Consider the following 19,070-nt stretch of genomic DNA (forward strand, 5'->3'; position numbering starts at 1 on the left):
GCAACGAGGGCGCAAGCCTCGGACAAGACGCCCGCTCTCGCTTCGTGCGCTGCCTTGAACCTTAACGGCAATCGTTAAAATGCGCGAAAATGCTCTGGGGAGGAGGCCGAATTTGCACAGTTCATTAAAATTCGAAACAAATCCGAGCAGTTTGTGAAAAGCGCCCTTGCGATTCCCGCTCTAGGTTTGCTCGTGACATGAGCCGTGGCGCGTCATGAAGGGCTTGAGCGGAAACCGCGAACGGCCAGTCCATCAAGCGAAGTGAGGATGAGCAGAACATGTGGTTTCTCCTGAAGGCGACATTCTGGTTTTCGCTGGTGCTTGTCCTGCTGCCGTTTCTCGATCCGTCGACCAGCACCAAACTCGACCATGGCCCAAGGGTCGAGATCGGCAATACCTTCTCTGCCGCCAATGAAGCGATCCACTACATAAGCGCGATCTGTGTGCAGAAGCCGGATGTCTGCGAAAGGGGCGCCGAGACCTTCGTCGCCCTCGGACATCGCGCTCGTGAAGGCGCGCGAATCGCCTACGAATTCCTGAATACGCAATTCGCCGAAACCGACGCCGCACTGCCGGATGCAAAGGTCATGACCGGCACGGTGAGCCCCGTCGAGGACGGTGCCGCCGCCGAGGCCAAGGATCGGAGCATGCCCGTTTTCAACCGTCTGCCGGTCCCGGAAAAACGCCTCGACGCGAAGGCCGCGAATGCCAAGTAGTGCGGCTACGCCAACCCCGATCCGCGGCCGGCCTTGTTGCTTCCCTTCGCGGCCGCGCCGCTAATGAACGCCAACGCCATGGCCTGTTCTCTTTGCAGCCGGCATCCCCTATATGAATATCAATGGAATGCTCTTTAAGCCCGGCAATTCGGGCGAGGATCAAGACTGCGCGACAACCGCGGTAGCGCAGAATTCGGACGGGTCATGACTTCGATTGAACAGATCATTGATGACTTTGCCTTCCTTGACGAGTGGGAGGACCGGTACCGCTATGTGATCGAGCTCGGCAAAAGCCTGCCGGACATGCCCGAGGCGTGGCGAACGGCCGAGAACAAGGTTCAGGGCTGCGCAAGCCAGGTCTGGCTGGTCACCCATACGGCCGGCGACCCAGAAGACCCGGTCCTCACCTTCGATGGCGAGTCGGATGCCCATATCGTCCGCGGCCTCGTGGCAATTGCGCTCGCCATTTTCTCCGGCAAGCCTGCGTCCGAAATCGCCAGCACCGACGCTCTCGACATCTTCGGCAGGATTGGCCTCATCGAACATCTGTCATCCCAGCGCGCCAACGGTCTGCGCTCGATGATCCGACGTATCAAGAGCGAGGCGGAGACTCGCCTGCCGGCATGATCCCAGCGCCTCTTCGCCGACTGGCGGTGGCGCTGCCGCCCGATCGGTCCTTGCCGCCTCTGTGCGGCGTCCGGTGATCCCACCTGACTGCAAAATGGTCCCAGCAAACAAGAAAAAGCCGGACTGACGCAGTCCGGCCCTGAATTGCAAGGGCGATCTCCCCCTCCATCTGCCCTTTGCCGGCGCGAATCCGCGGCGGCGGTGCTTTACTTGCCGCGACGCTTCCGACGCTGGCCAAGGCCCATCTCCTTGGCAAGACGCGAGCGGGCTTCGGCGTAGGCAGGTGCGACCATTGGGTAATCGGCGGGCAGATCCCACTTTTCGCGGTATTCTTCCGGCGAAAGATTGTGGTGCGTCATCAGGTGCCGCTTCAGCGACTTGAAGGTGCCGCCGCATTCGAGGCAGGTGATCTGGTCATCCTGTACCGACTTCCGGACCGAGACCGCGGGCTTCGGCTTTTCGGCCGGGACGACCACCGGCGCCGGCGCCGTCGTGTTGTTGAGCGCCGAATGAACATCGGCGATGAGCGTCGGAAGCTCCGCAACCGGAACCACATGGTTGCTCACATAGGCGGCAACGATTTCCGCCGTCAGTTCAACCAGGAGTTCGTTGCTCGCACCGAGCGTGTTTTCTGCCATTTTCTTCTCCTATCGGAATTCAGCAACATGTCCTGAAACAGCGCTTCAGGAGCGAGGATGCGCGAAAATGCCGTAAACCGTGTACCCCTTCGAACCGTCCGGTTGTCGCGTAGCGAGGGTAGCCAAGCTCCGCCGCAACATCACGGCCCGGGTCGCGATGGGAAATCTGGCACCAAGGCACGGAGCCGACCGCCGCCTCAAAGCAACAGAGAAGAATCACAACCCAAGCTGGAATTTTCAGTTCAAAGTATTATCACGACGACACTTTTCATTTAGTGGATTAACACTGTTCTAAAAAATGTCAAAACATAATTTGGAGCAGACAGCAGCAATTCTATTCCAAACCACTAAAACTGTCTGCACGCCGCGAATTGTTCGGAAATAAAGAAACAGAAAAGGCGCCTCTCAACGTCGCCCAGCCTCTTCCTTTTGTGGCAGCTGATCTATCACCGACAGCTTCGACATCCTGTAACCTGCCTGATGCGCAGCTTTCGCCAGAAGATGGGCCGAAATCGGCGCCGTGAGTACGAAGAAGACGAAGGCTGCGAGCGCGCGAACGAAGATCGCCGGATCGAGCGAGTGCAAGCCGGCAGCGAAGAGCAGCAGTCCGGATCCGATGGTTCCGGCCTTCGAGGCCGCATGCATGCGCGTATAGAGGTCGGGAAAGCGAACGAGGCCAATCGCCGCCAGCAGGGAGAAGGATGCCCCCACCACCATTACGAGCGCGACGACAAGCGTGACCACGGTTTCGATCTGTGCGGCCATCAGCGCACTCCCTTGCGTTTGCGGTGGCTCGGGCGCCCAGTCTTGCTCCGTTTGGCTAAGTTGCTTGTATCCGCCACTGCCTTGGCTGCGCGCTCGGGGGCAAGGCCGCGCATCAGAACGAAGCGGGCAAAGGCAATGGTTGCCAGGAAGCCGACAAGTCCCAGAGCGATCGCGATATCGATATAGAGGCCGAACCCGGTCTTGATGGCGATTACCGCGATGAAGCCGATTGCGATCGCCACCAGCATGTCGAGCCCGAGCACGCGATCCGGCAGCGTCGGGCCTCGCACAATGCGTATGACCGTCGCCAGCAGGGCAAAGGAAAGCAGGGCCAGGGAGAGGCTGATCGCAGCCGTCAGAACCGTATCGGAGATCATCGTTCGAAAGCCTCCCGGATGCGCCGCTCGAAGCCGCGCGCTATGTCTTGCCGCAACGCGCCCGGATCAGCGCAGTCGAGCGCGTGGACGTAGAGCGTCTTGCGATCCGGGGAAACATCGACCGAAAGCGTGCCGGGCGTCAGCGTGATGAGATTGGCTAGCAGCGTGATCTCGAAATCGCTTCTCACCGTCAGCGGATAGGCGAAGATGCCCGGCTTGAGCGCCATCCTCTCGCGCATCACGAGGATAGCGACCTTGGTGGCGGAAACGGCGAGCTCCTTGAAGAAAAGAGCGATGAGGAGCGCCAGCCGCAACGGTCGTAGCGGATAGGTCACGGGCTGCAGCTCGCGCCTGATCAGCCATAGCGACAGTGCCCCGACAGCGAATCCGAGCATGAGGTTGGCCGGCGTGAAACTGGCGCTGATGGCGCCCCAGATTACGGTCAGGATGATATTGATTGCCAGGAACTTCATCACGGCCTTCCTCCGGGAAAGACCGACTTCTCGTAAGCGGAAGGGTCGGCAAGGCCGGCCGCCGCACTTTGCACCGCCGAGAGAAGCGGCTCGGGATAAAGGCCGATCAGCAATGCCACCAGAGTGAGCGCGGCAAGCGGAGCCATCGTGGTTGCGGGCAGCGCCGCCACGTTTACGGCTGGCGTGGTTCCGTCACGCCAATAGGCGAGCAGGAAGAGACGACCCGTGGCGATCGTGGTGAGAAAGCCGGCAATGAGCAGGGCTGCAGCGAGCCACCACGCGCCGATATCGAGCGCCGCCTTCACGAGCATGACCTTGGGCCAGAATCCCGAGAACGGCGGTAGTCCCGAGACAGCAAAGCAGAGCATCAAGGTCAATGCAGCAAATCCGACGTTCCGGCGGTAGAGGCCGGAGAGCGTGACGATCGAGGCGCTTCCGCCGAGACGCATAGCGATCCCCGAAGCAAAATAAAGCCCGGTCATGACCAGCATCGAATGCAGCGAATAGAAGATGGCGCCGCCGATGCCGCCTGGTCCGCCAACCGCAACGCCAGCGAAAACCGAGCCGATACCCGAGATGATGAGGAAGCCGAGCAGGCGACGGAAGTCCGTCTGCGCCAGCGCGCCGAAGACACCGACAAACATCGTCAAGGCCCCTGCAATCGCCAGAACGAAGCTCAGTTCCTCCCGCTCGACGGGGAAGAGCATCACCATGACGCGGATCAGCGCGTAGATGCCGACCTTGGTAAGCAGCCCGGCAAAGAGCGCCGACACGACGACGCGCGGCGTGTGGTAGGAAGCGGGCAGCCAAAAATTCACCGGGAAGGCCGCTGCCTTCATGGCGAAGGCCAGCATATACAGTCCCGCCAGCGTCATCAGCGGAGCAATGCTGCGCAGCTCCTCCGCCTTGCGCGCGATGTCAGCCATGTTGAGCGTGCCGAAGACGGCGTAGAGATAGCCGGTTGCGATCAGGAACAACGTAGTGGCGACGAGATTGAGGAAACCGTATTTCACAGATGCGTCGATCTGCTCGCGTTCAGAGCCGAGGACCAGAAGGCCAAAAGACGAGATCAGCAACACCTCGAACCAGACATAGAGATTGAAGATGTCGCCGGTCAGGAACGCCCCGGATACGCCGGCCATCAGCACCATCAGCAAGGGGTAGAACCCGTATCGCCGGCCGCTGTCGTTAATATCGGCGATCGAAAAAATGCCGGCGGCAAGCGCGACAATGGCGGCAACCAGGGCAAACAGGGCGCCCATCAAGTCGGCCGTGAAAGCGATGCCGAAGGGAGGCAGCCAACGCCCCATCATCATGGTCATCGGCCCGTGCCTGACGATCTGGTGGAGCAGCAGCCCGTCAATTACCACAAGTCCCACAAGACCGGCGACCGCGATCGTCGGATGGAGGCCGATCGGGCGGCGCAACATCACGAGAAGCGCTCCAATCGCCAGGCACCAGGCTACTGGCAGGATCACCAGCCACTCGGCCGGCGCCGTTGGGGCCATTACCAGCGCGGCGGAAAAATCAACGGGGGGAGAGGTCGAAGCAGCCATGTCGCGGTCAATATCCTAGCGGCGGTGCCGGCTCATCCTTCGGCTCCGCTACGCGCATCTCATCGGTATTGTCGGTCTCGAGATCTTCGTAGGCACGCCAAGAAAGAACGAGAAGAAAGGCGAAGAAGGAAAAGGAAATGACGATCGCCGTCAGGATCAGCGCCTGCGGCAGAGGATTGGCGGCAGGTCCGACGAGGGCTTCGGTGTCGCCGACGATTACGGGCGGCACCTCACGCATCAAACGGCCACCGGTGAATATCAGCAGATTGACAGCGTTTCCGAGGACCGCAACGCCCAGCAGCATCCGGATGATGAACTTCGAAAGCATGAGATACACGGCAACGGTGAAGAAGATGCCGACGAGCAAGGCGAACCAGGCCTCCATCACTCCCCTCCACGTTCTTCGAGCGACAGCGCCACCGAGCTGATGGCGCCGACGACGACCAGATAAACGCCCGTGTCGAAGAGCATCACCGTCGAAAGCGGGATCTCAACGCCGAGAGCGGACGGATAAATCCAAAGCCCGGTCATGAACGGCACACCGGCGGCAAGCGAGATCAGGCCAGCGACCGTGGCCGCAAGAAGGCCTGCACCGGCGATTGCCATCGGATGAAAGAGGATGGCTCGCCGGACCGTCTCGACACCATTGGCGATGCCGTAGATCGCGAGCGCGGAGACGGCGATCAGCCCTCCGATGAATCCGCCGCCCGGCTCGTTATGGCCGCGCAGCAGCACGAAGATGGAAAAGAGCATCATCAGGCTGGAAAGGAACGGAGCGACCGTGCGGAAGATTACTGACTTCATACCCGCTCCTCCACATCCTGTTCATCGACCACCTTCTCGGCGCCGGCCGCCGCGCGCTTGAGCGCCCCCGCTCTCAATCGCACGAGCGCGAGAATCGCAAGCCCGGCAATCATCACGACGGTGATTTCGCCGAGCGTATCGGTACCGCGGAAATCGACGATGATGACATTGACGACGTTCGCCCCATGCGCGATCGACTTCGAATACTGATTGAAGAATTCGGTCAGGCTCGCGTTGAAGGGTACGCCCGTAGCGCGCAGCAAAAGCAGGCAGAAGCCGAGACCACAGGCGAGCGCGATTGCCAGGTCCGGCAACTTCTGGCGCAGCGGTCGGTGGTCGGATGGCGACAACCGGAGCCGGGTCATGACCAAGGCGAGCACGACGACCGAGAGGGTCTCGATCATGAATTGGGTGAAGGAGAGATCCGGCGCGCCGTAGAGCAGGAATATCATCGCGACGGCGAAGCCCTGGACGCCGAGCGAAACGATCGCGGTCAGCCGATCCGGTGCGACCATGATAGCGGCGAGCCCGGCGACGGCAATGATCATGATCGCAAGTTCATGCAGGGGAACGTCCGCCGCAAAGAAAGGCGCGCGCGGGAATTCGCCATAGCGAAACGGAATGGCCAGAAGAACGACTGCGACCAGTATGAAGGTCACGGTCATGTAGACGTCGAGTCGGCCGCTTTGAAACCGCCGGGTGACAGCGACGGCGGAACGCACCAGGGCACGCATGAATTGATCGAAGCCCCGGTCCGGCCCCCAGCCGAAATCGGCCAGGATTGTCGCCATCGCCCCGCGCAGTCGTGCGAGGGAAAGGTAAAAGCCGACCCCGGCGGCAACGGTAACGACTGAAAGCAGGAGCGGCGCGCCGATATGCGGGACGAGCGAAATCTCCACCGACCGCGGCTCGCCAGCTATCGCCGACGCCATGGGCGAAGAGATCAGCCGATGCGCGAGACCAGACATCAGCGCGAGCGAAAGCCCCTTCAAGGCCAGGACCGCGGGCCCGAGCCAAAGCTGCACCGGCGCCTCATGCGGATGCAGCGGCGTGCTCGCCTTCGGCCCCAGGAACGGGTTCAGCGCGATCGCGAAGGCGACGGCGAACATCAGCGCATTGCCGAGAATGGCAAGTGCCGCAAAGACAATCGAGCGAAGGTCAGCAGCGGACAGCGCCGCGTAAATCTCCTCCTTCGCAAGAAAGCCGAAGAAGGGCGGCAGACCGCCCATGGATAGTGCCGCGCCAAGCGCAATCGCGAAGGTAAGCGGCATGGCGGAGCGTAAACCACCGAGCTCGGTCAGATTGCGCGATCCGGTCTCGTGGTCGATGATGCCAGCCACCATGAACAATGCGCCCTTGAACAGCGCATGTGCCACGAGGTAGAGCGCCGCGGCTTCGATTGCATAGGGTTCCCCGAGACCCGTCAGCATGACCAGGAGGCCGAGCGACGACATGGTCGTGTAGGCCAGCATCAACTTCAAGTCCGTCTGGCGCACGGCAAGAGCAGCGCCGGCGACAAGCGTTGTAACACCGAAGAGCGGCAGAAGGATCTGCCATTCCGGCGTTCCGCCTAGAACCGGATTTAGGCGCATCAACAGATAGACACCGGCCTTCACCATCGTTGCCGAATGCAGATAGGCGGACACCGGCGTTGGTGCCTCCATCGCATTCGGCAGCCAGAAGTGAAACGGAAACTGCGCCGACTTGGTAAACGCACCGCCGAGCACTAGGAGAAGCACCGCAAGGTAGAAGGGGCTTTGCTTGAGCTCCGAACCGAAGGAGAGGAGGAGCGAGAACTGGGTGATGCCGCTGACATTCCAGAGGATGAGCAGCCCCGCGAGCAGCAGCAGGCCGCCGCCTCCCGTAACGACCAGCGCCTGCAGCGCGGCGCGTCGCGCCGCCTCGCGGCCGTGATCGAAGCCTATCAGCAGGAAAGAGGTGATCGACGTCAATTCCCAGAACACGAAAAGCATCAGGAAACTGTCGGAAGCGACGAGGCCCTGCATCGACCCCATGAACATCAAAATGAAAGAGAAAAAGCGCCCCTGATGCGGGTGTCCCTTTAGATAGCCGCCGGAATAGAGCACGATCAGCGCGCCGATGCCGGAAATCAGCAACACGAAAGTCAGCGACAGACCGTCGATAAGCCAGGAGAAGCTGACATTGAAGGAGGGTATCCAAACATAGCCGCCGGTCACGATCTCGCCGTTTGACACCTCCGGGACGAAGCGGAGGAAATGGGCGAAGACCGCCGCCGGAACAAGCGCAAGGATCCAAGCGGCGTTGTGGCCGAGCAACCGCGTCAAGGCCGGTGCGACGAGCGCCACGACGAAGGGGAGACCAAGGGCCAGAAATGTCAGGACCGCGATGTCCATCGCTTGCGACGCTCCTCCGCTGACTGATCGACCAGACAAGTCGAATTCCGGACATAGAAGAAGCCCCGGTTCGCCTCAAGAGCAAATCGGCCAAGATCGGAGTTATGTCAGGATTACATCATCGCAATGTGCGACCTCCGACGCACATTGGACCCTCCATGCAGCAGGCAATGTGCACGAGCTTCCCGTTCGGGCCGCAACTCGGCAGGTGCCGCATCCTTCGAATTGCTCCCGTTTGTCGACGCGCGAACCTCATCCTATATTAACGCCGCAATCGACAAGGAGTTTGACGATGGTCCAGCCCGGCCCGGGGAACGTCAAGAAAACCGACGAGGAATGGCGGGCGCTCCTGACGCCCGAGCAATACCGCGTCACGCGCGAGCACGGCACGGAGCGTCCCTTCACCGGTCCATTCCTGGATAACAAGAAAATCGGGACCTACAAATGTGTCTGTTGCGGCCGGCCGCTCTTCCGGTCGGATACGAAGTTCGATTCCGGCTGCGGCTGGCCGAGTTATTTTGCTCCGATCGACGAGCACGCGATCGCCGAATATGTCGACCGTTCGCATTTCATGGTAAGAACGGAAATCCGCTGCGCCGATTGCGATGCCCATCTCGGTCATGTCTTTCCCGATGGACCGCCGCCGACCGGCCTGCGCTATTGCCTGAACGGCACTGCCATGACGTTCGAAGAGGATTGAGGAAGAGCCTCCGCCGTGTTCCGACGGGAACGGGGGGAGATTTCATGTCGGGCTAATGGATAGGTGGCGAGATGATCCATGTTGCGCGCCCGGCGAAAGGCGCGAGACTATAGAAAAATCGGCAGATCGGAGCCGAAAGGACGATTTCCATGCGCCGCCCACTCCTTGGCCTTGCCCTTCTATCGGCGCTTGCCCTCCCCGCTGCCGCCGAAGACGACTGGCATCCCTATGCCGATTCCCGTTTTGGCTATACGGTCGACATTCCTCCGGGTTTCGAGATGCGCGCGCAAGCCGAGAACGGCGAGGGCGCGCGCTTTCATTCCAACGACAATGGCGCAACCCTGATCGTATTCGGCACCCATCCTGAGGGCGGTGATTTTGAAACCGACGTTACCGAGCGGATCGCTTACGAGAAAGCGGACGGCTGGAGAATAATCTTCTCACGCGTCTCGCCCGATTGGGCGAGCTTCTCGGGGGCGCGCGACCGAGAGGTCTTCTATGCGCGGGCAATCGCGCTCTGCGACGGCAGTGTCGCCTATTTCCGACTGCAATATCGCACGTCGAAGCTGACGAGTTTCGATGGCGTGATCTCGCGCATGGCAGCAGCGCTCAGTCCGGCAGAAGGTTGCCAGCCGCCGGACTGAGGCGTTCGGGGTGCGCAGAGGTGGGTTCGGCGCTGCGGATCAGGACGACGCCGCACCGCTGATGCAGGTGATGACGGCCGAATAGTGCACGGCTGAGCCCGCAACGACAAAGCCGTGCCAGATGGCATTCTGGTAGCGCAGCCGCTCCCAAACATGGAAAATGATGCCGACCGAATAGATGACGCCGCCGATGACGATGAGGACCAGCGTCGTCGTGTTCAAGGCGGTGAACAGCGAGCGGGCGGCAAGAATTCCGCCCCAGCCCATGGCCAGATAGAGCAGGATCGTCAGCCGGTCGAAGCGCCCTGGGAGCAGACACTTCACGGCGATGCCGGCAAGAGCAACCGCCCAGATACCGATCAGCATCGTAAAGAGGAAAGGATCGTCCCACCCGCGCTGCAGAAAAGGGGTATAAGTCGCGGCGATCAGCATGAATATCGCAGAATGGTCTATGCGGCGGAGGTATAGCTTCGTGCGGCAGATCGGATAGAGATTGTAGAGGAAGGAGATGGAGAGGGCGAGAACCAGTCCGATGCCATAGACGCAAGCAGCGGCGAGTTGGCCCGACGTGCTCCACACCGTTGCATAGAAGATCAATGCGGTGACGCCGATGAGTGCGGCGGAAAGGCCGATACCGTGGACAATGCCATCCGCAATGAGTTCAGACCGGTCATAGTCCCATTTGACGCCGCTGATATCCACGGGGCTCCTCCACATCCCGCATCGCAGCCGCTATCGGCACCTACGCCGCTGCGCACCTGTCTCGGGCGACCGCTCACCAGAAAAGACGGCGCCCATCCTCCAGGTTATCCTGCCACAAAGCCTTTACCCGGCAAAGCTTCCGCTGGGGTGAAGCGAATCAATTTTCGCGACGAATTACAATATTCGCTCAATGCGGGCGATCGCACAGCTCTCGTCCGCAGCCCTCACCTGGCTCCGGCTTGATGGGAGGCCACGAGGCGATCGGACTGATGAACGGTATTTTTAGCGGGTGCGCGAGGCCACCTCCGCTGCACAAACCTGACAGAGGGGCGCATGGGGAACCGCTTGCAATCTTTCCTGGGAAATCGGATCGCCGCAGCGAACGCAGATGCCGAACGTCCCTGCTGCGATACGGTCGAGCGCAGCATCGATCGCGCGTATCTCGCTCTGCCCGGCAAGACCGAGCCCCTCAAGCACTTCGTCGCTTTCCCGCTCGGTGACGCGGTCCGGCACGTCGGCATTCATCGGCTGCTCGAGATCTTCCTCGATCTTCATCAGCCGACCATAAAGTTCGCGTTTGCGGCGTAGAAGCTGTTCGCGAAAATCTTCAAGCGCGTACTTGTCCATTAGAGGCTCCCTAGGCGCGGCGGTGTCAGAACCGCACCACATTTCTTGTTGTTGTCATGCTATCGGTCGACGAGAACTGCGCAGGGGCAATGGCTGACCACGCGACTGGCGGTCGAACCAATGAAATAATCGATCAACCCCGGACGATGCGACGCTATGATCACAAGGTCCGCGTTCTCTTCGTTGGCGAGGGCGTTGATCGTGCCGGCCGCGCCCCCGGTGCGGATTTCGACGCGCCCGTTGATGCCATGCTTGGTCTTGAGCGCCTCCAGCGTCTTGGTCGCATGCCTGCGCGATTCCTCGATCATCTCCAGCGGAAAATCGACGATCATGTAACCCTGGGCATAGGCGTTGAGGTCCTCGATCACGTTGAGAAGGACGATTTCGCCTCCCTCGTCGATGAGTTTCTCGGCAATGTTGAGCACGGATTCGCCGTGCTCGAGCTGATCCATGGCGATCGGGACGAGAATCTTCTTGTACATGCCAGATACGCTCCTTCGTTACACTCCCGGTCGCCGGCTGGGAAACACAGGCGAATTCCTCACGTGGGCAGGGCGTCCCGATCTGCTGCCCTCATCCCGCATGAGTCGAAACTTCAGCGGCGGCAGCAATTCCGGCATTGATCGAAATCAATCAGCCACCACCCTCGCCGTTGCATCGCCCGTCTTAGGAGGTAGGGCAACGGTCGCGACTGTCAACGTTGGTCGAACACAACATCAAGTAATATAACGGCTTTCTCCAACGTGATCACGTGCTCATATTGGGTTAGAGTTCAAGTGACACGCGAGCGGGTCCTGATGCCCGTGCGGGCGAGAAAGGTAAGAAGATGAAAGAACCGATAGCCTCGCATTCGACGACAGATCTTGCAGCCGATCACACCACATCGATGCCGGCCTTTGTCGAAAAAGCGCATCTGTTGGTTAACGACCTGCCGATGGTTTCGGCCTGGTATCAGCGCATCGTCGGACTTGCTCCGATCGAAACGAGCGCAAGCGGGGAAACGCTCGGCGTCAATGGAACACCGCTGCTGACCCTGACAACGAATCGGAACGCGGCACGGGCACCAGCTAACGCGCCCGGCCTCTTCCATGTCGCCTATCTGGTTCCCGATCGCCAAGAACTCGGCCGCTGGCTGGCGCACGCCGCAAACAACAGCGTCCGCCTGCAGGGCGCATCCGACCATCTCGTCAGCGAAGCGATCTATCTCGCCGACCCGGAGGGAAACGGTATCGAGATCTATCGCGACCGACCTCGCTCGGAATGGAACTACCACGCGGATGGCACGGTGCAGATGAACACGCTGCCACTCGACCTCCAGGCGCTTTATGCCGAAGCCCCGCAAACTGGCTGGAGCGGCCTCGCCGACGGCAGCACGATCGGCCACATCCATCTCCAGGTCTCCGACATCCCCCAGGCCGACGGTTTCTTTCGCGACGCGCTCGGGCTCGATCTGATGGCACGCTATCCAGGGGCGAGCTTCTTCGCCACGGGCAAATACCACCATCATGTCGCAGCCAATATCTGGAACTCACGCGGTGCCGACAAGCGCCGGGACGGCATGACCGGCCTGGTCGACTACACGCTCCGTTTCAGGGAGGCGGAGAGGTTGGCGGCGGCCATCGCCAGGCTCGAGGAGCTCGAGATGCCGATACGCCGCGACGGCGCGTTTCATAGGCTTTCCGACCCGTGGGGTATCGGCCTTACGCTTGCTTTTTAGCCTGTTGCGACCGCCAATTTTATCCATTTCCGTCGCTAGCAATCGGGTGGCAGGGTGATGGCAGGCAAGGTCCGCGCGGGATGCAGGCGGAAAACCGCACACACTTTCGTTGGCGGAGGGCGGACCGGCTCAGAGTTCACCCTTTCAGCTTGATCGCGGTGCAAGCGCTCTCTATCTCATGATCTCCCGCCTTACAGACCCCGGAGAATCCTTTGTCCGCTTTCAAGAATCTGCCCGCTGCGCCCGTCGCTCCGAAAAATCCGGTCACGGATACGCGTCACGGCATCAGCCGGACCGACGAGTATGCGTGGCTCAGAGCCGACAATTGGCAAGCGATGTTCAAGGAACCGTCGATCCTCGACGCGGAGATCCGCAAGCATCTCGAAGCGGAAAACGCCTACATGAATGCTGCGATGGCGGACACGAAGGATTTGCAGAAAACGCTGTTCGCCGAAATGCGCGGCCGCATCAAGGAGGACGATTCCTCCGTTCCGATGAAGGACGGCGCCTTCGCTTATGGCACATTCTACGTGAAGGGCGGCGAGCATCCGCGTTACTTCCGGATACCGCGCGAGGGTGGGGTCAATGACGAAACAATCCGCCAGGTGCTGCTCGACGGGGACAAGGAGGCCGAGGGAAAAGCCTATTTCCGGATCGCCGGCCTCAACCATTCGAGGGATCATGCCCGGGCTATCTGGGGTTACGACGACAAGGGGTCCGAGTATTTCACACTGAGGGTCCGCGATCTCGAAACCGGCGAGGATCTTGTTGACGTCGTCGAGAACACCGGGGGCGGCGGCGCCTGGGCGCCGGACGGCAGGAGCTTCTTCTATACCGTTCTCGATGAAAACCATCGACCGTCGAAGATTTATCATCACGTCATCGGCACGCCGCAGTCGAAAGATCGTCTCGCCTACGAGGAAAAGGATCCCGGCTTCTTCATGTCGGTCGGAGGGTCGCTCATCGATGACTTTATCTATATCGATATTCACGATCACCAAACCAGCGAATACCGGATCCTCTCGACCGAGGATCTGACCGCCGAGCCCAGTCTCGTCGCCGAGCGCGTCACCGGCCTCGAATATTCGATGACCGAGGGCGGCGACGTCTTCTACATCCTGACCAACGCCGATGGCGCCAAGGATTTCAAGATCGTGGAGGCGCCGGTGGAAGCGCCGCAGAAGGAACACTGGCGCGAGGTGGTGCCCCACCGGCCGGGCATCCTGATCCTCAGCCACATGGCCTATGCCCGGCATCTCGTATGGCTGCAGCGGCGCGATGGCCTGCCGGAAATCGTCGTCCGCGACCGCAAGACCGGCGAGGAACACGCGATCGCCTTTGCCGAGGAAGCCTATTCGCTCGGGCTTTCGGGGGCTGCCGAATACCATACCGACGTCATTCGCTTCTCCTATTCCTCGATGACGACGCCGTCGCAACTCTTCGACTACAACATGGCGACACGGGAGCGGAAGCTGCTGAAGACCCAGGAGGTGCCATCAGGCCACAAGCCGGAGGACTACGTGACCCGTCGCGTCTTCGCGCCGGCTCCAGATGGCGCAGCGGTTCCGGTCACTCTTCTTTATCGCAAGGACACCCAGCTCGACGGCTCTGCGCCCTGTCTGCTCTACGGCTACGGCGCCTATGGCATTACCATTCCGGCGAGCTTCAACACCAATTGCCTGTCGCTCGTCGACCGCGGCTTCGTCTATGCCATCGCCCATATCCGCGGCGGCAAGGACAAGGGCTTCCAGTGGTACGAAGATGGGAAAATGGCGAGGAAGCCCAATACCTTCAGGGACTTCATCGCCGCTGCTGACTATTTGAATCAGGAGAGGTTCACCTCTTACGCGAAGATCGTGGCCGAAGGCGGCTCGGCCGGCGGCATGCTCATGGGCGCGGTAGCCAACATGGCGCCGGAGAAGTTCGGCGGCATCATTGCCGCCGTGCCCTTCGTCGATGTGCTGAGCACCATGCTCGACGACACCCTGCCGCTCACTCCGCCGGAATGGCCCGAATGGGGCAATCCGATCGAAAGCGCGGAATTCTACAACATCATCGCCAGCTACTCGCCATATGACAACGTAGCCGCCAAGTCCTATCCGGCCATTCTGGCAATCGGCGGCCTCACCGATCCGCGCGTCACCTATTGGGAGCCGGCCAAATGGGTGGCGAAACTTCGCGAGAAGACCACGGGCAGCGAACCGATCCTGTTGAAGACCAACATGGAGGCAGGCCATGGCGGCGCTTCGGGGCGCTTCCAGCGGCTGGAGGAGATCGCCTTTGAATATGCTTTCGCCATCAAGGTCGCCGGCAGGGTGTAGGAGGAAGCGCCGTGCCGGTCTATGTCGCACTGTTAAGGGCGGTCAATGTTGGCGGCACCGGTACTCTGCCCATGGCAGAGTTGAAGACGATCTGCGAAGGCCTCGGCTTTGCCGACGTGCAGACCTACATCCAGAGCGGCAACGTCCTCTTCCGCTCCAATCTCGCGGAAGACGAGGTGCGGCGGCCTCTTGAGGAGGCGCTCGCAGCAAGGATGGGCAAGGCGCCGGGCGTCATCATGCGCAGCCGGCGCGAGCTCGAGACGGTTTTGGCGGAGGCACCATTTGCAGACGCCAAGCCCAACTTCCTGCTCGTCACCTTCTTGCCGGAGCCGCCTGCCGCGGGCGCGCTCGACAAGCTGGTCGCGCCGGACGGAGAAGAGGTGCATATCCACGGCCGAGAAATCTATATCCACTACCCGAACGGGTCCGGCCGTTCGAAGCTCAAGCTGCCGGCGCTGAAGCCAGGCACGGCGCGTAACCTCAACACTGTTCGAAAGCTCGCAGACATGGCTGCGGCTTTGGAGGACGGCGACTCCTGAACAGCATCACGCCGGCGCTGCCGGTTGGAACAGCAGCCTCACGAAGCTGCGAAAGACGAGCAGCTGATCGGGAAGGCTCTTCGGCTCCTTGAGCGCTTTCGAGAGAACGATCCCGCCTTCGAGGACGGTTGACACCATATCGGCGAGCTGGTCGGCATCCAGAGGCTCGCGGGGCCGATAGGCCTGCATGATGTCCCTGAACATGGCTCCGAAACGGCGGCGCCACATCAGCGCCGCCTGGCGGTTCAATTCCCGGATCTCCCGATCGAAGGCGCGCTCCTGGGTGCACATTGTAGCGACAAGGCAACCGGGATGGCCGTTCGGCAGATCGGCCAGCAACTCCGAAAGCAACTTGAGGCCTAAAAGGAAAGCCTGTAGAGGGTCGTCCGCGAGCTCGCGTCCTCGCCCAAAGATCTCGTCGTAGATCTTTTCGTCATTCTCGATGTAGCGCTCGAGCAGCGCCTTCGCGAGCTCGTTCTTGTCGCGAAAATGATAGAAGAATCCACTCTTCGTGATGCCGATTTCGACGATCAGCTCATCGATGGAGGTGGCCCCGAAGCCCTTGGCGAGCACCGCGACCTCGGCCGCGTCGAGGATCCTTGTCCGCGTTTCCTCGCCCTTTCGCATGGTGCGCTCCTGTACCGCCAGTACAGTTTTCATTTGAGAAATCAGAGGCGAGCGGATCCCCCGTCGCCCGTCTCTTACGGCAAGTTCCTGATGTTACAGCGGTATGCGGGTTTTCGGGCAATAGTATACCGCAAGCCGGCTAGTTTAGCAGATGGCAAAAAGGCAGAAATGCCTTCCGGCCCCGGCACCAGAGCATGAGTGCTGCATGAGGAGGGAAACAGATGGAACATGAAGTTGCCAAATATAGACATGATCTGCCGCTCCTGCGGGGAGGAATGTTCCTCAGCGACGGGGGAATGGAAACGACGCTGATCTTCCATGAGGGATTGGAACTCCCGCATTTCGCATCCTTCGTCCTTTTGTCCTCGTCGGAGGGTCGGCGGCGGTTGCTCGGCTACTACACGCGCTACCTGGACATCGCCCGGCGCCACTCCACCGGTTTCGTGCTCGACACGGCGACATGGCGGGCCAATGCCGATTGGGGCGAAAAGCTAGGCTATGACACAGAAGCCTTGGCTCAGATCAACAAGGACGCAGTCTACCTGCTGACGGATCTACGTGGCGAATACGAACGGCCGCAGGCGCCGATCGTCATCAGTGGGGCGATCGGGCCGCGCGGAGACGGCTACAAGGCCGGCCGGATGACGGTCGACGAAGCGGAAGACTATCACGCGGCGCAAGTTTCAGCCTTTGCCGCGAGCGAAGCAGACATGGTGGCCGCTTATACGCTGACCAATATCGATGAGGCGATCGGCGTTGCCCGCGCGGCGAAGAACAATGGAATGCCTTGCGCCATCTCCTTTACGGTCGAGACAGACGGCAGGCTCGTGACCGGCCGCTCGATCGAGGAAGCGATCGAGACCGTGGACGCGGCAACCGGCGGCTACCCGCATTACTACATGGTCAATTGCGCGCATCCGAGTCATTTCGAAAGAAGCCTCGACCAGCGTCAGCCCTGGGTGCAACGCATCGGCGGCATCCGCGCCAATGCCTCTACCAAGAGCCATGCCGAGCTCGATGAGAGCGAGACGTTGGACATGGGCGATACGCATGATCTCGCCGAACGCTATCGCGGCTTGACAGCGCGTATGCCGCATCTGCGCATCCTCGGCGGCTGCTGCGGTACGGATCACCGCCATATCGCGGCCATCTGCGAGGCATGTCTGCCGCCGGCTGCCCTCAGCGCCTGATTCATGCAGTTTTCAGTCCCTCCCGCGAAACCGGCGGGAGGGAGCCCATGAGGCCTCGCCCCTCGCGAAAAGCGGACGGCTCGTGTAGACTCGCCGGGAAAGGGCGGCCGGAGCATCCTCATCACAGCCGCTGGAGAATGATGGATAGAGTTCCGCCGAGCAAAGCCTCTGAGACCGGCCCCTTCCCCTTCGACAACAGCTATGCGCGGCTGCCCGCCAACTTCTATGCGCGTGTCGAGCCGACGCCGGTGGCGGAGCCATGGCTCATCAAGCTCAATCGGTCGCTTGCCGAGGAACTCGGACTCGATGTCGAAGCGCTCGAACGCGAGGGCGCGGCGATCTTCTCCGGCAACAAGGTGCCCGCGGGCGCGGAGCCCATCGCGATGGCCTATGCCGGCCACCAGTTCGGTACATTCGTCCCCCAGCTCGGCGACGGCCGCGCGATCCTCCTCGGCGAGGTGACCGATTGCAACGGGAAGCGCCGCGATATCCAGCTCAAGGGATCCGGTCAGACGCCCTACTCCCGCCGTGGCGACGGGCGTGCAGCGCTCGGGCCCGTCCTGCGCGAATACATTGTCAGCGAGGCAATGCATGCGCTCGGCATTCCGACCACGCGGGCACTCGCCGCGTCGGTTACCGGCCAGCCGGTCTATCGCGAGGAGATCTTGCCCGGGGCCGTGTTCACCCGCGTCGCTGCGAGCCACATCCGCGTCGGCACCTTCCAGTTCTTCGCGGCCCGCGGCGACATCGAGTCGGTCCGGACGCTTGCGGATTATGTGATCGACCGCCACTACCCCGAGCTCAAGGATGACGAGCGGCCCTATTTCGCCCTCTTCAAGGCGGTAGCGGCGCGCCAGGCGGAACTGATCGCGCGCTGGCTGCATGTCGGCTTCATCCATGGCGTGATGAACACGGACAATATGACGATCTCCGGCGAGACGATCGACTTCGGCCCCTGCGCCTTCATGGATGCCTATGATCCCAAGAAGGTGTTCAGCTCGATCGACCAGTTCGGCCGCTACGCCTATGCCAACCAGCCCGCCATCGGGCAATGGAATCTTGCCCGGCTCGCCGAAACGCTCGTGACGCTCTTTGACGCGGCCGCGGATACGGCGGTCAATCTCGCAAACGAGGTGCTGACAGATTACGGACCGATCTTCCAGAGCCACTGGCTCGAAGGCATGCGCCGCAAGATCGGGCTTGCGACGGCGGAAGACGGGGACCTCGACCTTGTCCAGTCCCTGTTGACGCTGATGCACAAGGGCAATGCGGATTTCACCCTCACTTTCCGGCGCCTCGCGGATTCGGCAGAGGACGAGCGGGCGGACGCGCGCCTTGCCACTCTCTTCGAAGGATCGGGCGAGCTTTCGCCCTGGCTTAAGGACTGGCGCCGCCGGCTCGAACGCGAAACGCAATCGCCAGGCGAGCGTGCCGCCGCCATGCGGGCCGTCAATCCGGCCTTCATTCCGCGTAATCACCGGGTGGAACAGGCGATCGAGGCGGCGATCCAGGGTGCCGACTTCTCGCTCTTCGAGGCTCTCCTCGCCGTCACGGCGAAGCCTTACGAGGACCAGCCGCAACATGCCTTCTTTGCGGAACCGCCGAAGCCGGGAGAAGAAGTGCTGCAGACCTTCTGCGGCACCTGACTGGGTCGCGGCGTCATAGCCTCGGC

21 protein-coding genes are annotated in these 19,070 nt (G+C 61.1%); 9 read left to right on the plus strand and 12 right to left on the minus strand.

Annotated features, from left to right (window positions below):
• The first annotated feature begins 278 nt into the window (after positions 1–278).
• Complete coding sequence (locus tag J2Z31_RS08140) at positions 279–716, plus strand: DUF5330 domain-containing protein (protein ID WP_209601403.1); 438 nt, start codon at positions 279–281, stop codon at positions 714–716.
• A gap of 204 nt (positions 717–920) precedes the next feature.
• The gene (locus J2Z31_RS08145; protein ID WP_209601404.1) at positions 921–1,343 is read left to right on the plus strand and encodes a SufE family protein; all 423 of its coding nucleotides are present in this window, start codon (positions 921–923) and stop codon (positions 1,341–1,343) included.
• A 206-nt stretch (positions 1,344–1,549) separates the two neighbouring features.
• On the opposite strand, the gene mucR is transcribed toward J2Z31_RS08145, so the two are convergent.
• The 8 genes from mucR to J2Z31_RS08185 all read right to left on the minus strand — a co-directional run bounded on the left by mucR (position 1,550) and on the right by J2Z31_RS08185 (position 8,331).
• The gene (gene mucR / locus J2Z31_RS08150; RefSeq protein WP_209601405.1) at positions 1,550–1,981 is read right to left on the minus strand and encodes an exopolysaccharide biosynthesis transcriptional regulator MucR; all 432 of its coding nucleotides are present in this window, start codon (positions 1,979–1,981) and stop codon (positions 1,550–1,552) included.
• A gap of 405 nt (positions 1,982–2,386) precedes the next feature.
• Positions 2,387–2,746 carry a monovalent cation/H(+) antiporter subunit G gene (gene mnhG / locus J2Z31_RS08155; protein WP_209601406.1) on the minus strand — a complete coding sequence of 120 codons (360 nt, stop codon included), beginning with the start codon at positions 2,744–2,746 and terminating at the stop codon, positions 2,387–2,389.
• Positions 2,746–3,123: a cation:proton antiporter gene (locus J2Z31_RS08160; RefSeq protein WP_209601407.1), complete on the minus strand. Its 378-nt coding sequence runs from the start codon at positions 3,121–3,123 to the stop codon at positions 2,746–2,748. The genes mnhG and J2Z31_RS08160 overlap by 1 nt, the downstream gene beginning before the upstream one ends.
• Complete coding sequence (locus J2Z31_RS08165; RefSeq protein ID WP_209601408.1) at positions 3,120–3,596, minus strand: Na+/H+ antiporter subunit E; 477 nt, start codon at positions 3,594–3,596, stop codon at positions 3,120–3,122. Before J2Z31_RS08165 ends, J2Z31_RS08160 begins: the two co-directional genes overlap by 4 nt.
• Positions 3,596–5,152, minus strand: coding sequence for a Na+/H+ antiporter subunit D (locus tag J2Z31_RS08170; protein WP_209601409.1), 1,557 nt, complete (start codon positions 5,150–5,152; stop codon positions 3,596–3,598). The genes J2Z31_RS08165 and J2Z31_RS08170 overlap by 1 nt, the downstream gene beginning before the upstream one ends.
• Positions 5,153–5,159: 7 nt before the next feature.
• Positions 5,160–5,537, minus strand: a complete 378-nt coding sequence (locus J2Z31_RS08175; protein ID WP_209601410.1) for a Na+/H+ antiporter subunit C — start codon at positions 5,535–5,537, stop codon at positions 5,160–5,162.
• Entirely contained in the window at positions 5,537–5,956 is a 420-nt protein-coding gene (locus J2Z31_RS08180; RefSeq protein WP_209601411.1) for a Na(+)/H(+) antiporter subunit B, read from the minus strand. The genes J2Z31_RS08175 and J2Z31_RS08180 overlap by 1 nt, the downstream gene beginning before the upstream one ends.
• Positions 5,953–8,331, minus strand: coding sequence for a putative monovalent cation/H+ antiporter subunit A (locus tag J2Z31_RS08185; protein WP_209601412.1), 2,379 nt, complete (start codon positions 8,329–8,331; stop codon positions 5,953–5,955). The genes J2Z31_RS08180 and J2Z31_RS08185 overlap by 4 nt, the downstream gene beginning before the upstream one ends.
• Positions 8,332–8,623: 292 nt before the next feature.
• On the opposite strand from J2Z31_RS08185, the gene msrB reads away from it, so the two are divergent.
• Positions 8,624–9,031, plus strand: a complete 408-nt coding sequence (gene msrB, locus J2Z31_RS08190; protein ID WP_209601413.1) for a peptide-methionine (R)-S-oxide reductase MsrB — start codon at positions 8,624–8,626, stop codon at positions 9,029–9,031.
• Between the two features lie 149 nt (positions 9,032–9,180).
• The gene (locus tag J2Z31_RS08195; protein ID WP_209601414.1) at positions 9,181–9,675 is read left to right on the plus strand and encodes a hypothetical protein; all 495 of its coding nucleotides are present in this window, start codon (positions 9,181–9,183) and stop codon (positions 9,673–9,675) included.
• 39 nt (positions 9,676–9,714) lie between these two features.
• Here the strand turns inward: J2Z31_RS08195 and trhA are convergent, their stop codons facing one another.
• The 3 genes from trhA to J2Z31_RS08210 all read right to left on the minus strand — a co-directional run bounded on the left by trhA (position 9,715) and on the right by J2Z31_RS08210 (position 11,486).
• Positions 9,715–10,377: a PAQR family membrane homeostasis protein TrhA gene (trhA, locus tag J2Z31_RS08200; RefSeq protein WP_209601415.1), complete on the minus strand. Its 663-nt coding sequence runs from the start codon at positions 10,375–10,377 to the stop codon at positions 9,715–9,717.
• 282 nt (positions 10,378–10,659) lie between these two features.
• On the minus strand, positions 10,660–11,004 hold the full coding sequence (locus tag J2Z31_RS08205) for a TraR/DksA family transcriptional regulator (RefSeq protein WP_209601416.1): 345 nt from the start codon (positions 11,002–11,004) through the stop codon (positions 10,660–10,662).
• 59 nt (positions 11,005–11,063) lie between these two features.
• Positions 11,064–11,486 (minus strand): universal stress protein, encoded by a 423-nt coding sequence (locus J2Z31_RS08210; RefSeq protein ID WP_209601417.1) that lies wholly within the window; start codon positions 11,484–11,486, stop codon positions 11,064–11,066.
• A 344-nt stretch (positions 11,487–11,830) separates the two neighbouring features.
• On the opposite strand from J2Z31_RS08210, the gene J2Z31_RS08215 reads away from it, so the two are divergent.
• From J2Z31_RS08215 to J2Z31_RS08225, 3 genes are all read left to right on the plus strand, one after another.
• Positions 11,831–12,721, plus strand: a complete 891-nt coding sequence (locus J2Z31_RS08215; protein WP_209601418.1) for a VOC family protein — start codon at positions 11,831–11,833, stop codon at positions 12,719–12,721.
• 212 nt (positions 12,722–12,933) lie between these two features.
• Positions 12,934–15,042: a S9 family peptidase gene (locus J2Z31_RS08220; protein WP_209601419.1), complete on the plus strand. Its 2,109-nt coding sequence runs from the start codon at positions 12,934–12,936 to the stop codon at positions 15,040–15,042.
• A gap of 11 nt (positions 15,043–15,053) precedes the next feature.
• Entirely contained in the window at positions 15,054–15,581 is a 528-nt protein-coding gene (locus J2Z31_RS08225) for a DUF1697 domain-containing protein (protein WP_209601420.1), read from the plus strand.
• Positions 15,582–15,587: 6 nt separating this feature from the next.
• On the opposite strand, the gene J2Z31_RS08230 is transcribed toward J2Z31_RS08225, so the two are convergent.
• Positions 15,588–16,208 carry a TetR/AcrR family transcriptional regulator gene (locus tag J2Z31_RS08230; RefSeq protein ID WP_209602272.1) on the minus strand — a complete coding sequence of 207 codons (621 nt, stop codon included), beginning with the start codon at positions 16,206–16,208 and terminating at the stop codon, positions 15,588–15,590.
• 221 nt (positions 16,209–16,429) lie between these two features.
• On the opposite strand from J2Z31_RS08230, the gene J2Z31_RS08235 reads away from it, so the two are divergent.
• Both J2Z31_RS08235 and J2Z31_RS08240 read left to right on the plus strand, forming a co-directional pair.
• Positions 16,430–17,398 (plus strand): homocysteine S-methyltransferase family protein, encoded by a 969-nt coding sequence (locus J2Z31_RS08235; protein ID WP_209601421.1) that lies wholly within the window; start codon positions 16,430–16,432, stop codon positions 17,396–17,398.
• A gap of 140 nt (positions 17,399–17,538) precedes the next feature.
• Positions 17,539–19,044: a protein adenylyltransferase SelO gene (locus J2Z31_RS08240; RefSeq protein ID WP_209602273.1), complete on the plus strand. Its 1,506-nt coding sequence runs from the start codon at positions 17,539–17,541 to the stop codon at positions 19,042–19,044.
• The last annotated feature ends 26 nt before the right edge of the window (positions 19,045–19,070 follow it).

It is taken from the genome of Sinorhizobium kostiense, assembly GCF_017874595.1.
In the GTDB taxonomy this organism is placed as follows: Bacteria; Pseudomonadota; Alphaproteobacteria; order Rhizobiales; family Rhizobiaceae; genus Sinorhizobium; species Sinorhizobium kostiense.

Bases quoted from the DNA above. Each gene is read 5' to 3' on its own strand.
- J2Z31_RS08140 (WP_209601403.1), top strand. From the start codon at position 279: ATGTGGTTTCTCCTGAAGGCGACATTCTGGTTTTCGCTGGTGCTTGTC.
- J2Z31_RS08145 (WP_209601404.1), top strand. From the start codon at position 921: ATGACTTCGATTGAACAGATCATTGATGACTTTGCCTTCCTTGACGAG.
- mucR (WP_209601405.1), bottom strand. From the start codon at position 1,981: ATGGCAGAAAACACGCTCGGTGCGAGCAACGAACTCCTGGTTGAACTG.
- mnhG (WP_209601406.1), bottom strand. From the start codon at position 2,746: ATGGCCGCACAGATCGAAACCGTGGTCACGCTTGTCGTCGCGCTCGTA.
- J2Z31_RS08160 (WP_209601407.1), bottom strand. From the start codon at position 3,123: ATGATCTCCGATACGGTTCTGACGGCTGCGATCAGCCTCTCCCTGGCC.
- J2Z31_RS08165 (WP_209601408.1), bottom strand. From the start codon at position 3,596: ATGAAGTTCCTGGCAATCAATATCATCCTGACCGTAATCTGGGGCGCC.
- J2Z31_RS08170 (WP_209601409.1), bottom strand. From the start codon at position 5,152: ATGGCTGCTTCGACCTCTCCCCCCGTTGATTTTTCCGCCGCGCTGGTA.
- J2Z31_RS08175 (WP_209601410.1), bottom strand. From the start codon at position 5,537: ATGGAGGCCTGGTTCGCCTTGCTCGTCGGCATCTTCTTCACCGTTGCC.
- J2Z31_RS08180 (WP_209601411.1), bottom strand. From the start codon at position 5,956: ATGAAGTCAGTAATCTTCCGCACGGTCGCTCCGTTCCTTTCCAGCCTG.
- J2Z31_RS08185 (WP_209601412.1), bottom strand. From the start codon at position 8,331: ATGGACATCGCGGTCCTGACATTTCTGGCCCTTGGTCTCCCCTTCGTC.
- msrB (WP_209601413.1), top strand. From the start codon at position 8,624: ATGGTCCAGCCCGGCCCGGGGAACGTCAAGAAAACCGACGAGGAATGG.
- J2Z31_RS08195 (WP_209601414.1), top strand. From the start codon at position 9,181: ATGCGCCGCCCACTCCTTGGCCTTGCCCTTCTATCGGCGCTTGCCCTC.
- J2Z31_RS08205 (WP_209601416.1), bottom strand. From the start codon at position 11,004: ATGGACAAGTACGCGCTTGAAGATTTTCGCGAACAGCTTCTACGCCGC.
- J2Z31_RS08210 (WP_209601417.1), bottom strand. From the start codon at position 11,486: ATGTACAAGAAGATTCTCGTCCCGATCGCCATGGATCAGCTCGAGCAC.
- J2Z31_RS08215 (WP_209601418.1), top strand. From the start codon at position 11,831: ATGAAAGAACCGATAGCCTCGCATTCGACGACAGATCTTGCAGCCGAT.
- J2Z31_RS08230 (WP_209602272.1), bottom strand. From the start codon at position 16,208: ATGCGAAAGGGCGAGGAAACGCGGACAAGGATCCTCGACGCGGCCGAG.
- J2Z31_RS08235 (WP_209601421.1), top strand. From the start codon at position 16,430: ATGGAACATGAAGTTGCCAAATATAGACATGATCTGCCGCTCCTGCGG.
- J2Z31_RS08240 (WP_209602273.1), top strand. From the start codon at position 17,539: ATGGATAGAGTTCCGCCGAGCAAAGCCTCTGAGACCGGCCCCTTCCCC.